At 64.6% G+C, this 12221-nt stretch carries 12 protein-coding genes; 5 read left to right on the forward strand and 7 right to left on the reverse strand.

The genetic code is table 11. The features are described from left to right. Positions 1 to 60 precede the first annotated feature (60 nt). The 5 genes from cysD (at position 61) to K3U96_RS07280 (ending at position 5031) form a co-directional block, all read left to right on the forward strand. Positions 61 to 993, forward strand: a complete 933-nt coding sequence (gene cysD / locus K3U96_RS07260; protein ID WP_069407370.1) for a sulfate adenylyltransferase subunit CysD — start codon at positions 61 to 63, stop codon at positions 991 to 993. After that, positions 993 to 2885 (forward strand): sulfate adenylyltransferase subunit CysN, encoded by a 1893-nt coding sequence (cysC, locus tag K3U96_RS07265; protein WP_069407371.1) that lies wholly within the window; start codon positions 993 to 995, stop codon positions 2883 to 2885. The genes cysD and cysC overlap by 1 nt, the downstream gene beginning before the upstream one ends. After that, the gene (locus K3U96_RS07270) at positions 2882 to 3613 is read left to right on the forward strand and encodes a 3'(2'),5'-bisphosphate nucleotidase CysQ (protein WP_220692542.1); all 732 of its coding nucleotides are present in this window, start codon (positions 2882 to 2884) and stop codon (positions 3611 to 3613) included. Before cysC ends, K3U96_RS07270 begins: the two co-directional genes overlap by 4 nt. Positions 3614 to 3703: 90 nt before the next feature. Continuing rightward, entirely contained in the window at positions 3704 to 4300 is a 597-nt protein-coding gene (locus K3U96_RS07275; RefSeq protein WP_220692543.1) for a cysteine hydrolase family protein, read from the forward strand. 140 nt (positions 4301 to 4440) lie between these two features. Next, positions 4441 to 5031 (forward strand): hypothetical protein, encoded by a 591-nt coding sequence (locus K3U96_RS07280; protein WP_220692544.1) that lies wholly within the window; start codon positions 4441 to 4443, stop codon positions 5029 to 5031. Here the strand turns inward: K3U96_RS07280 and K3U96_RS07285 are convergent. From K3U96_RS07285 to K3U96_RS07315, 7 genes are all read right to left on the reverse strand, one after another. Continuing rightward, complete coding sequence (locus tag K3U96_RS07285; protein WP_220692545.1) at positions 5012 to 6358, reverse strand: tyrosine-type recombinase/integrase; 1347 nt, start codon at positions 6356 to 6358, stop codon at positions 5012 to 5014. The genes K3U96_RS07280 and K3U96_RS07285 overlap by 20 nt on opposite strands. A gap of 3 nt (positions 6359 to 6361) precedes the next feature. Then, positions 6362 to 7066: a recombinase family protein gene (locus tag K3U96_RS07290; protein WP_268928473.1), complete on the reverse strand. Its 705-nt coding sequence runs from the start codon at positions 7064 to 7066 to the stop codon at positions 6362 to 6364. 182 nt (positions 7067 to 7248) lie between these two features. Next, the gene (locus K3U96_RS07295; protein ID WP_220692547.1) at positions 7249 to 7533 is read right to left on the reverse strand and encodes a KOW domain-containing RNA-binding protein; all 285 of its coding nucleotides are present in this window, start codon (positions 7531 to 7533) and stop codon (positions 7249 to 7251) included. Continuing rightward, the gene (locus tag K3U96_RS07300; RefSeq protein WP_220692548.1) at positions 7530 to 8237 is read right to left on the reverse strand and encodes a hypothetical protein; all 708 of its coding nucleotides are present in this window, start codon (positions 8235 to 8237) and stop codon (positions 7530 to 7532) included. Before K3U96_RS07300 ends, K3U96_RS07295 begins: the two co-directional genes overlap by 4 nt. 741 nt (positions 8238 to 8978) lie before the next feature. Continuing rightward, the gene (locus tag K3U96_RS07305; RefSeq protein ID WP_220692549.1) at positions 8979 to 10406 is read right to left on the reverse strand and encodes a DNA primase family protein; all 1428 of its coding nucleotides are present in this window, start codon (positions 10404 to 10406) and stop codon (positions 8979 to 8981) included. Continuing rightward, positions 10403 to 11512, reverse strand: a complete 1110-nt coding sequence (locus K3U96_RS07310) for a bifunctional DNA primase/polymerase (RefSeq protein WP_220692550.1) — start codon at positions 11510 to 11512, stop codon at positions 10403 to 10405. The genes K3U96_RS07305 and K3U96_RS07310 overlap by 4 nt, the downstream gene beginning before the upstream one ends. 69 nt (positions 11513 to 11581) lie before the next feature. After that, complete coding sequence (locus K3U96_RS07315; protein ID WP_220692551.1) at positions 11582 to 11839, reverse strand: hypothetical protein; 258 nt, start codon at positions 11837 to 11839, stop codon at positions 11582 to 11584. Between the last annotated feature and the right edge of the window lie 382 nt (positions 11840 to 12221).

Below are 12221 nucleotides of genomic sequence, written 5' to 3' on the forward strand. Positions count from 1 at the left end.
TGTCTAATATCGGGTAATGACCGTAAATATGGTCATTTCTACCAACTTTACGAGGATGCGATGACCGTCATCGAACAGACCGAGCGGGTCAACGCGGGCCGCTACGAGCTCAGCCACCTACGGGCCTTGGAGGCCGAGGCCATCCACATCTTCCGAGAGGTGGCCGCGGAGTTCGAACGGCCGGTGCTGCTGTTCTCCGGCGGTAAGGACTCCATCGTGATGCTGCATCTGGCGATGAAGGCGTTCGCACCAGGCCGGCTGCCGTTCCCGGTGATGCATGTCGACACCGGCCACAACTTCGACGAGGTGCTGCAGACCCGCGACGAACTCGTCGCCGAACACGGGGTGCGGCTGGTGGTCGCCAAGGTGCAGGACGACATCGATGCCGGGCGAAGCGTCGAAACCGGCCCGTCACGCAACCCGATCCAGACCGTGACGTTGCTGCGCGCGATCCGGGAGAACAGGTTCGACGCCGCGTTCGGCGGCGCCCGCCGCGACGAGGAGAAGGCCCGCGCCAAGGAACGGGTGTTCTCCTTCCGCGATGAGTTCGGCCAGTGGGATCCCAAGGCGCAGCGACCCGAACTGTGGAACCTCTACAACGGCCGCCACCACAAAGGCGAGCACATCCGGGTCTTCCCGCTGTCGAACTGGACCGAGTTCGACATCTGGTCGTACATCGGCGCCGAGAACATCAAGCTGCCGTCGATCTATTACGCGCACCGCCGCAACGTGTTCAAGCGGGACGGGATGTGGCTGGCCGTGCACCGGTACCTGCAGCCGCGCGAGGACGAGGAGATTGTCGAGAAGACCGTGCGGTTCCGCACCGTCGGCGACGTCACCTGCACCGGTTGCGTGGAATCTTCTGCGGGGACCGTGGCGGAGGTGATCGCGGAGACCGCGGTGTCGCGGCTGACCGAGCGCGGCGCCACCCGCGCCGACGACCGCATTTCCGAAGCCGGTATGGAAGACCGCAAGCGCGAGGGTTACTTCTGATGACCAGTACTGATTCGCAGGCCGCCGCGGCCACCGTCGCGCTGCCGTCCGCCACCCTGCTGCGGATCGCCACGGCCGGATCCGTCGACGACGGCAAATCCACGCTCATCGGGCGGCTGTTGTTCGACTCCAAGGCCGTCATGGAAGACCAATTGGCTTCCGTCGAGCGGACTTCCAAGGAACGCGGGCATGACTACACCGACCTCGCACTGGTGACCGACGGCCTGCGCGCCGAGCGCGAGCAGGGCATCACCATCGACGTCGCCTACCGCTACTTCGCCACGCCCAAGCGCAAGTTCATCATCGCCGACACCCCCGGGCACCTCCAGTACACGCGCAACATGGTCACCGGCACCTCGACCGCGCAGCTCGCGATCGTGTTGGTCGACGCCCGCCACGGCCTGCTCGAGCAGTCCCGCCGCCACGCGTTCTTGGCGTCGCTGCTGGGCATCCGCCACATCGTGCTCGCGGTGAACAAGATGGACCTGATCGACTGGGACAAGGAGAAGTTCGACAAGATCCGCGAGGACTTCCACGAGTTCGTCGCGCGGCTGGACATCCACGATGTGACGACGATCCCGCTGTCGGCACTGTTGGGCGACAACGTCGTCACCAGGTCTGCGAACATGCCGTGGTACGAGGGCCCGTCGCTGATGACGCACCTGGAAGAGGTGTACATCGGCGGCGACCGCAACCTGGTGGACGTCCGCTTCCCCGTCCAGTACGTGATCCGTCCGCACACCCACGAACATCGCGACCACCGCAGCTACGCCGGCACGGTGGCCGGCGGCGTGATGAAGGTCGGTGACGAGATCGTCGTCCTGCCGGGCGGCAAGTCGTCGCGGATCGCGGCGATCGAGGGTCCCGGTGGGCCGATCGAGGAAGCGTTCCCGCCGATGGCCGTGTCGATCAGCCTCACCGACGACATCGACATCTCCCGCGGTGACCTGATCGCCCGGCCGAACAATCAGCCACGGGTGGCGCAGGAATTCGACGCGACCGTGTGTTGGATGGCCGACGAGTCGTCATTGGAGCCGGGTCGCGACTACATCATCAAACACACCACCCGCACCACGCGGGTCAAGGTGACCGGTTTGGACTACCGGCTCGACGTCAACACGCTGCATCGGGACAAGTCCGCTACCGCGCTGAAACTCAATGAGCTGGGCCGGATTTCGCTGCGCAGCCACGTTCCTTTGCTGCTCGACGAGTACAGCCGCAACGCGGCCACCGGGTCGTTCATCCTGATCGATCCGGCGACCAACGGCACCGTCGCCGCGGGCATGGTGCTGCCGCACGTGGCGTCTCGCACCTCGAGCCCCAACACCGTGCGCCACGAGTCGCTGTGTACCGCGGCCGACCGGCTCTCGACGGGACGCACGGTGTGGTTCACCGGGTTGTCGGGTTCGGGCAAGTCGTCGATCGCGGTGCGCGTCGAACAGAAGCTGCTCGAAAAGGGCATCCCAGCATATGTTCTCGACGGCGACAACCTGCGCCACGGGCTCAACGCCGACCTCGGGTTCTCGATGGCTGACCGCGCCGAGAACCAGCGCAGGCTGGCCCACGTCGCGGCGCTGCTGGCCGAGTCCGGTCAGGTGGTGCTGGTCCCGGCGATCAGCCCGCTGGAGGAACACCGCGCGTTGGCACGACGGGTGACCAACGAGGCCGGGCTCGACTTCTTCGAGGTGTTCTGTGACACCCCGCTCGAGGACTGCGAGCGGCGCGATCCGAAAGGCTTGTACGCCAAGGCGCGTGCCGGTGAGATCACCCACTTCACCGGAATCGACAGCCCTTATCAGCGGCCGAAGAATCCCGACCTGCGCCTCACCCCCGAGCAGAGCGTCGACGAGCACGCGGACATGGTCGTCGAGCTGCTGGAAAGCAGGCGATGAGCGGCGATCACGGCGTCGCTGCGCGGCTGGCAACCGCGGCGGGCAAGCTGCTGCTGGAGGTCCGCGAGGAACTCGCCGAGGCCAGCCAGGCCGAGCGGAAAGACGCGGGGGACAAACGTTCCCACGACTTCCTGGCCGAAGCGCTGGCCGCCGAACGGCCCGGTGACGCGGTGCTGTCCGAGGAGGGCGCCGACGACCCGGTCCGGCTCAGCGCCTCGCGGGTGTGGATCGTCGACCCGCTCGACGGCACCCGCGAGTTCTCCGAGTTGGGCCGCGACGACTGGGCGGTGCATGTGGCGCTGTGGCAATCCGGCGCGCTGGTCGCCGGTGCGGTAGCCCTTCCGGCGCAAGGTATTACGTTGGCCACGCCGACAGTCAGCGCGCCGCCGAACGCGCCGGCTACGCCGAGAATCGTGGTGTCGCGCACCCGGCCGCCGGCGGTCGCGTTGGCCGTGCGCGACGCGCTCGACGGTGTGCTGGTCGAGATGGGCTCGGCGGGGGCCAAAGTCGCATCGGTGGTACAGGGTCTTTCGGACGTGTACGTGCATGCCGGGGGCCAGTACGAGTGGGACTCCGCCGCGCCGGTCGCGGTGGCGCGCGCGGCGGGCCTGCACACTTCGCGCATCGACGGTTCGCCGCTGGTGTACAACCGGGCCGATCCGCTGCTGCCCGACCTGGTGGTGTGCCGACCGGAGTTGGCCGACGCCGTCCTCGCCGTCACGGGATAGATCGTTCGCCCAAAGGGACATTCGGGCGGGAAAGTGCGAGTAAATCCCGCCAGAACGTCGATCTCGGCGGACGGCAGTAGGCTCGGCACCATGACCGGACCCACCCTTCGCGAACTCGTCGGCCTACCCGCCGAACCCGTCGGCCTGGCCGAGTCCGCGCTGGTGCTGATCGACTGCCAGAACACCTACACCTACGGCGTCATGGAACTCGAGGGTGTGCAGCGCGCGCTCGACGAGGCCGAGACCCTGCTCGACCGGGCCCGCACCGCGGGCATCCCGATCGTCCACATCCAGCACAACGCCGGCCCCGGCTCGCCCTATGACATCGACGCAGAGATCGGCGCCATCGTCGACCGGGTCGCTCCGCGCGAAGGCGAACCGGTCGTGGTGAAGGGCTATCCCAACGCGTTCGTTCAAACCGACCTCGACGAGCGGCTCAAGAGCCTCAACGCGTCGAACCTGGTGCTGGCCGGCTTCATGACGCACATGTGCGTGAACTCGACGGCGCGCGGCGCGTTCAACCTGGGCTACGCGCCGACCGTGGTTGCCGCCGCGACCGCGACGCGGGCACTGCCCGGTGACGATGGAAGGTTGATACCTGCGGAATCCCTGCACGCGGCAAGCCTGGCTGCACTGGCTGATCTATTTGCCGTGGTCGTACCGGACGCGGACGCGATACGCGGCTGAGAAGCTTCACCCCGGTGTCACCCCGGCGTGCTGCGGGAAGGGTGCGGTAGCAGCAAACTTCGGTGTCAAGGGTGAGTCGCGGAAGTGTGCACCCGGCGTGGCGGAGGGTAGTGGCGAACAGCCGATGGGACGATAGCGGCGTGATCTTCAACTTCGCGGGTCAATCATCATCGGTGTGGGTATGGCTCGCGCCGGTGCTGACCTTCTGCGGGTCGTTAGTGGTGGCGGCGGTTGCTCTGATAACTGTGTGGCAAACGAATAAGCGTGCCGACATGCGTGAACTGAATCAATGGCGGCGAGATCACCTGTTGCGCCTGGGCGTGGAAGTAACCGAATGCAGTTCGACTGCAATGGACGAGATACACTCAATCGCCGAAGAGTACGACTCCCTGAGCGCCAAGGACATTGAGCAGCGGGCAGATCGAGTCGACGAATGGGTACTTAAGATTATTTCAGGGCGGCATGCCCTCAAGCTCATAGGGTCCGAGAGTCCTGCGGAGTCGGCGGATAACTTGTGGGAACAGATAAATAAGCCGGAACTACGCCGAGGTGCGTTGACGTACAGGACTTTCCGTCGCCGCGATAGAGGAGCCAGTCAGCAAGAGTTAGAGACTGCGAAAAATCAATTCGAAGAGCAGTGGCAGGCCGTTAAGACGGCTCATAACAATTTCACAGATGCGGTTGAACGGGACATTACTCGGTTGAAGAAACCTAAGCGCCAAACAGAGTGACGACGTTAGCGTTTGGTGCGGCGATCGGCTCGGCAAGCGGGTTCACGGGTGCCTCTTCGGGCATGTAGTCGGCGTAGACCGCGAGCGTCATGTTTTTGTTTGCGTGGCCAAGCCACTTCGACACTTGCAGCACGTTGACGCCAGCGGTCAGCAGCATCACCGAGAAGGTGTGCCGGGTGTCGTGCAGCCGGAATCCGTTCGTTGGCGGCGTCACCGTGCCGTCAGCGTCGACCTTGCGCGCCGTGCCGACCGGGATACCGACCGCCTCGCAGGCATCGCGCAGGGTGCGGCGGGCGAAACTGCGTAGCTCGACCGGCTCTGACCAATCGAGCAGCGCCGCTGTGTGTTTCCCCTTGCGGCGGGCACCGCCCTGCACTCTGTTCGGCCATAACGGCGCTGAGGGGTCGTTGGCGCGCTCGTGAACTGTTGCTAGGTAATCGGTCATGCGTGCGGCCAGCCAGCTGGGCAGCGGCACCGCACGGTGTACACCCGTCTTGGTCTCGCCGGTCGTGAGCTTGCCCTTGCGGCGGATGCTGGCGCGCTCGACGCGCACGCTGCCAGTCACGGTGCCGTCCGGCGCGTGTGTCAGGGTCAGGTCGGCCACGGTCAGCCCTTGAAGCTCGCCCCGGCGCAGGCCGGTGTAGCACAGAAACAGCACCATTAGTCCGTATGCCGGGTGCGAAATCTCGCCGACCTTCTCGGCCAGGGCGGCGACTTGCTGGCCGGTCAGCGGGTGCGGCTTGAAGGTGTTGGTTACTCTGCGGCCCGACGGGGCACGGTCGATGGCGTCGGCAGGGCTGGACTGTAACGCCTTGGCACGCATGGCGTAACGGAATACCGCAGCGAATGGCCACCACACGTTCGCCACGCTGCGCGGCTTAAGCCGTGCGGCGAGGTCGGCGCGAAACTCTTCGCACTCCACAAGCGTGATCGCACCAATTGCCGTGTCACCGAAGCGCGGCAGTATGTCGGCTCGCATCAGGCGTTCGTAATTGTCGAGCGTCCCTGTCCGCAGGGTACCTTCAGCGTTTCGGCGGCGCTGTTCTGCCAGCCAGCCTGCGGCGTAGTCGGCGAACGGGCGCAGCGCGGCCTGGCGCTGGTCAGCCAGGGCACCGGGGCCGCCGATGCTGTGCTTGGCGTTGTTGAGTTCGTCGCAGCGCGCCTCGGCTTGTTTGCGCGTCGTGTAGCTCTCTTGACGGCTTCGACGGCCACGGGGGATAGGTGCGCCGCTAGCATCGCGGTGTGGCTCTGACCAAACGACCTCGTATCGCTTAACAACTTTACCGTTGCGACGGGTCGTCGTCTCATGTGTGCGTATGTAGGCCATTTTCTAGCTCGCCTTCCGCTCGTTGTGTCGCGTCAAGATTCGCGCCACGGTGCCGTGCCGCCAGATACCGCCGCGTCGGGTCGGCACGCCGTCATCGTTGAGGCGGGCGGCAATGTCGGTCAGCGTCTCGCCCTGCGCGGCAAGCTGACGCATCAAGGCCAAGGCGCGCTGCTCGGCGGGCACCGGCACGAGCTTGCCCTTGGTACTGCGGTACCCGTACGGCACGGTGCCGTGTGCGTAGCCGCCCTTCGCAGCCTTGGCGCGTCGTGCTGCGGCCAACCGCTCTACCGTCATCTCGCGGTCGTACTCGCTGATCGCCCCGAGAATCGTGCGAATCATCTTGCGGCTCGGGTCGTTCGACGTACCGACGAGCATGTCGTTTTCACCGTCGCGGGCGGACAGCACGACACCGCCGAACTCAGATAGCTTGCGCAACAACAGTTCTTGAATCATCACGTCACGCGCCAGCCGGTCGAGTCGTGCGACTACGACGCCCTCGGCCTTGCCCGTCTTCACAAGCTCGGCGGCTTCGCACCAACCGTCCCGGTCGGCAAGCTCGCTGGCACCGCTGATCGCGTCTTCGCGCCATGCCGTGATCTTGTGACCGTGCCGCTTGGCCCACTCCCGTATCGCTACGCGCTGCACGTCAGGGCCGAACGCTTCTTGCTGCTTGGCCGACGACACACGCACATAGGCGACTACCTTCATGCCCGCCCCTTTCTAAATCCGCAGGTCAGAGCGTTGCGCTCTTCATTCCTGTATGAGTAGCGCCTTCAGGCTACCGCGCCTGACCTGCATTGTCATGGTCGCTACTGTTGGCTTTCGTTGTGGGCCAACCCCTTCCGTCACGCAACGCCCATTCGTGCCATGGGTGTTCGGTAGCCATCTCCCTACTCACGTTGGTGCACAGCGTGTTTCGCTTCACCCTGCGGCCCTTTCGGGCGTAACAGTTCGTCCTCCCAATATTCGCCCGTGCTGCCGTCTTCGAATTCGACGGCAATGAGCAGTTCACCGGCAGTGAACGTCACCCGGCGCACCTTGCCGGTCTGGCCTGCGTACCGGTCCAGGCCGTTGAGCACCTTCACCCGGTCGCCGCGCCCGAGCAGCCCGCTCAGCGGGTCAGGCGGCTTGTGGTGTACGTAGGGTTCGGGCCAGGCGTTCGGTTCGCGGGTCACCTGCGGCCCCGGCGGCGCTCGCGGGACAGGCTGGCGTTGGCCTCTTCAAGCGTCATCAATTGGTTGCCGGGTGGCCTCGGGGTGTAATTCGGTAATGGCTCTCCTTGCCACGGTGGCGGGCGGTTCGGCCCGTCACCCGCGCTACCGGGTGCCGTGGGCGTACGTGGGCGCTCAGCACCGCTTTCGGCGGGGTCTGGCACTAGCTCAGCGTCCACGATTTCCGGCGCAGGCAGCGCCGGGGCTGGCGGTTGTGGCGCTCGGGTGCCATCGCGGCGGATGCTGCGGTCGATGCCCGTGATCAACTGCTGAAAGGCTGGCGTCGGCCCAACGTCCACTTCGACGGCGGTCTTCGGGTTCAGGCCAGCGCGGTCAAGTGCATCTCTGACTGCGGCCAGGCGAACGGCCTCGCTTTCGGCGCTCGTGGCGATGCCCAATAGTTCGCGTGCCATCTGCTCGGCGGCACGTTCGATGCGCTCGCGGGCCTTGCGCTTAACGCTGACCGTCGAGCCGCCATGCGTCGGACAGACCGTGCCGCCCTTGATCGCCCACCGTCTGCACCGCTTCCCGGTGCGGCTGCTCCTTGCCACACAACGCCGTAACGGGTTGCCTCGGTTCCACTCATCGGCGAATGCGATGGGTTGATCGTTCGATTCATCGGCGAATGCGATGGGTTGATCGTTCGATGCCTCTACGCGTTCGGCCATGTCGTCAATGTCCTTTCTCGGTTGCCTTGGCTTATTCGACCCGCACGGGGCGTGAGTCCTGCAAAATCAAGCGCATGAGCGCAGACCAAGTTGAAGACATTTTCAGGAACTGGTTTATCGCCATCCTCTTGTGGTGGATATTTGTTGGTGGCGTCGCCGCCTTTGTCGCACCGAAGGATCGGCGAGTGACGTTTTTCTGGATCACGATTCTCTTCCTCGGCCCTCTAGGAATCGGCTTCGCGGCAGTGGCACAGAGTCGGCTAGTCGCACCGCTGACATACGTTGTCGACGCCGACACAACCCCTCCACCCGACATCGCAACGAGCGCGGGAGAGTCACCTCCATCTATACCGCGACCGCCACGGCCAGCACAGCGAGAAGCCTTCACGCCTGGCCGCTGGGGGCTTGACTGGTCGAACCCGTTCAAGCAGTAATGCGCCGTCACGGTCGCCCCGCTCTCGGCCTCGGCTCGCTCCACGGGTTGCGCGGCGGGCGATTTGGCTTCCGGCGGTATTGGACCGGCTGAGATGCGTAGGGCACCTCGGGCGGTGTGTAGCAGTTCGTCGTCATCGGTAGTTTTCCTCCGGGGTCGGCGGAGCCGTGGCGTATACCCCCTCGGGTACCGGCAGCTACAGAACAAACAAATCTCAGGTAATTCTGAAAAGTGTTTTCTCATAGAGGATTTACTTGGCAAATGTAGGTTGCGTAGTGTTTCTACATTTCTACGTTTGCTGCGAAACATCATTCGCGTCCGCCGCTCTCTGGCTTCAACGCAATTCCGTTGCGCGGCCTACGCCCTTTGATCGGCGGCATCGTCGTGTGGCCGCGCTGATCCAGCATCCTTCCGAATTCGCGCTCCCCGACATGCATGCTCACACCGCCGCTTTGCCTGGCCCGCCAGGAGCCAAACCGGGCATGCAACTCTCTAGTCGTCGCCTCGGTTCCGTTCGCGTCGGGTCCGGTCGTGCAGCACTCACCGATGAACCGGCCTAGCTCGTCGTTGTCCAGCCGGTACTTATTTGTCCGCACCAACACCCCTTCGGGCGTCCGCAAACCGCCATCGAGGTAGTCCCTCACCCCCGCCACGGCCCACGTCAAAATGCCGTCCGCTTCAAGTTGTAGCTTCGCCCCGAGCTCCACATCACGTTCCGCTTCAGGTATGTACACATCGAACGGAATCACCCGAACCCGCTCCCACGCCGCCAGGTCATCGCCGCTCATCTTCGGCAGATCATTCGTCACCATCACCGCTGTGTGCGACGCGTTAAATTCGACCAAGTCCTTGTGCATGTACCGCGCCTTGAGCACCCGGTCGGCTGTGAGCCGCTTCATCAAGACCTCGTTCATGCGGCTGCCTTTTGGGATCTCGGACATGGCGACGAAGCGCCGCCCGATGAGGTCCATCTGTCCGGTCGGGTGTGCGCCGTCGCGGTGTAGCAGCAGTTCAGGTTCAGCTAGGCTCGCGTAGTCACCGAGCGCATACAGGATGGCCTCCACAACGGTCGTCTTACCGTTGCGACCGTCGCCGTTGAGTATCGGCAGGATGTGGTCCCGCGGCTCCCCAATCAACGACATTCCGACGACTCGCCGAAAGTAGTCGCGGACGGCTTCGTCGGGTAGGACACGTTTCAGCACCGCCTCCCACAGTTGGCCGTCCCTCGGATCGTCAGGCCGGTAGCCCGCACGGCACACTTTCGTGATCCGGTCGGCGGGATCGAACGGCTTGACCTTGCCGCTGTGGAGGTCCAGCGTCCCGTTCGCGACGTTCAGCAGGTAGGGATCGGCGTCGAGTGCGTCGGCGGTAACGGCGAACCGCCGTTCTGCCTCGGCCTGTTTCAGCATTCCCGTGATCCCGCTGGCGGTGCCGTGGCACTTGTTGACATCTGCGAGTAGTCGCTTCGTGTCGGCGGGGTCGGGGAAGTCGAACGCCTCGCTGGCTGCCCGTTTCAGGGTGGCTTGGGCGATCCGGTTGGCGTTCCCCGTCACGTCCTTGTCCCAACGCCTCCCGTCCCAGAAGTGCCAGCCGATGCCGTTGACGTGAATCAGCCTGTCGCCATAGTAATCCGCCATGCAGTGCGCCATCCGAAGCTGGCCCGCGTGATCGCCGGGGTTGAACCTCTCATACCGGCCATCATCGCTACCCAAACTTGCTGTTGCGGCGTCGGTCATCGGGCTGCATTCCTTCGTGCGATCCTGTCGGCCACATCAATCTGGTTGGCCGACGCCGCAGCCCACTTCGCCGCGTTCAGTACTTCATCGCTGTCCGGCGTAATCCTCTTGCCCTGCTCGCCTTTTCCAAAACGCCCAACAAACGCCTCGGCCAGTTCACGCAACGCCATGCTTGCCGGGTAGTAGCCGCAGCGTGCTTCTTCGAACGCCCAACTCAGACAACCGGTCAGGACTCGGTGGCGGCTCTCGCCGTCCTCCACGCGGCGGTGGAATCTCCCGACGACCCACCGTAATTTCATCGTGTTGCCGTAGCGGCTATTAGTTTTGAGGAACTCGTCTAGCTCGGCATCGCTCATCGGCGCGGTCGGCATGATGCCACTGTCCAGCAGCAACAGGTTCGGCCCCAGGCATGCCCTCAATACGTCGGGCAGCGGGGCCAGGTGGCCGGGGATGGCGCTGTAGTGCCCGCCGCTGTCGGGGTCAGGGTGCGGTGTCGGGGCGGCGATGACGACGGCGTGATGGCAGCGGACTTCGCCGTACCGCCCAAACGCACCAGCGGTATCACCGTACAACTCGGCCAGGGTGCCGTCTGCGTTGCGCCGCAACGCGAACGGGTAGTGGCCGCGCTGACCTGCCCGCCGGGTCCGCATTCGTCCCTCAGCACCGCGCAGAGCGTCCGCAAGGTCGGTCCTGCCGTCGAGGTCGAGCACTGCCAGATCGGGCACGTCGAGGTCGAATACGACGGCACCGCTGGCGCCGCAATCCAGTGCGATCCCCGCCCACGGCCACCACCATCCCCACCACTCAAGGATGTCTTCGGGGTCACGGGTGCTGAATTTGTACCACTGCCGCCCGACGAGGCTGCCGGGGCGCTTGATCGTCTGGACGTACTCGCCGCTGCGGTTGGTGAAACCGTAGGGGTCCGTGGGTAGTTCGTACCACCCCGCCTCGGCCCACGCGAGTGCGCCGCGATACTGCGAACCGGCATAACCCGGCCTGATCCGAATACCGGAAAGGTCTGGGATTGAAGGTGGTTCGGCAACCGGGCACCCAGTTGCGCTGACGCAGTGGCCCTGTGCGGGCTTGTCGGGTAAAGTCTGTGTCATCGGTTCATCTCCGGTACCGCCCGCTCGTCTTCGGCCTCTTCTTCCGCGAGACGGCGGGCGGTCGCTTGTCTAGGTCGTGGTGACGACTTCTCGGTTCGCGGCCTCAGCCAGTGCTGCCGCGTTCAGCGACTCCAACCACGCGTCGATTCCCTCTGGCGTGTAGTAGCGGACCCGGCCAAGCTGGATATGCGGAATCTCACCGCGCCGATCGGCCAGGATCACCTGCCGTTCGGATACTGCCCGCATGCTGCGGTGCTGACTGGCCAGATATGGCCTGATCTGTGACCTGAGCATGTACTCGGCCGGTTCCTGATGTGTGGTCTGCACTTGTCGTCCTCTCACTGTGCGGAGGTTTGCCATCCCGACAGTTTACCGCGACTGAGCCACGAATTGCGTTGTGCACCAATCTACCCCTGATAAGGTTGAAGTTCGGGCAACCAAGCTTTCGTTAGCTGTGGTTAACTCCGCCGCTGCGGCTTCTCCTTGGGCGCCGGCTGGGGCGTCGCTGGTGTGGCTGGGCGTTCGGTGCTTAAGCGCCGGTCAATCTCGTCTAGCAGTGCCCGGTGCTGTGCTAGCAGTTCATCGGTCGTCGGCTCGGGCCGGTTCTCGTTCGCCTGCGCCAGCCTGGCCGCTCGGACGGCACGTTGATTCGCCAACTGCACGGCGGTGTATGCGGCGATGGCCTGTCGCCGTTGTTTGATTTCTGCCC

Origin of the sequence: Mycolicibacterium holsaticum DSM 44478 = JCM 12374, assembly GCF_019645835.1 — a bacterium.
GTDB lineage: Bacteria > Actinomycetota > Actinomycetes > Mycobacteriales > Mycobacteriaceae > Mycobacterium > Mycobacterium holsaticum.

What these genes read in the sequence shown, in the direction of transcription:
- K3U96_RS07285 (WP_220692545.1), bottom strand. Translation starts at nt 6,358, where the DNA reads ATGGCCTACATACGCACACATGAGACGACGACCCGTCGCAACGGTAAA.
- K3U96_RS07310 (WP_220692550.1), bottom strand. Translation starts at nt 11,512, where the DNA reads ATGACACAGACTTTACCCGACAAGCCCGCACAGGGCCACTGCGTCAGC.
- K3U96_RS07270 (WP_220692542.1), top strand. Translation starts at nt 2,882, where the DNA reads ATGAGCGGCGATCACGGCGTCGCTGCGCGGCTGGCAACCGCGGCGGGC.
- cysD (WP_069407370.1), top strand. Translation starts at nt 61, where the DNA reads ATGACCGTCATCGAACAGACCGAGCGGGTCAACGCGGGCCGCTACGAG.
- K3U96_RS07300 (WP_220692548.1), bottom strand. Translation starts at nt 8,237, where the DNA reads ATGGCCGAACGCGTAGAGGCATCGAACGATCAACCCATCGCATTCGCC.
- K3U96_RS07305 (WP_220692549.1), bottom strand. Translation starts at nt 10,406, where the DNA reads ATGACCGACGCCGCAACAGCAAGTTTGGGTAGCGATGATGGCCGGTAT.
- K3U96_RS07290 (WP_268928473.1), bottom strand. Translation starts at nt 7,066, where the DNA reads ATGAAGGTAGTCGCCTATGTGCGTGTGTCGTCGGCCAAGCAGCAAGAA.
- K3U96_RS07275 (WP_220692543.1), top strand. Translation starts at nt 3,704, where the DNA reads ATGACCGGACCCACCCTTCGCGAACTCGTCGGCCTACCCGCCGAACCC.
- cysC (WP_069407371.1), top strand. Translation starts at nt 993, where the DNA reads ATGACCAGTACTGATTCGCAGGCCGCCGCGGCCACCGTCGCGCTGCCG.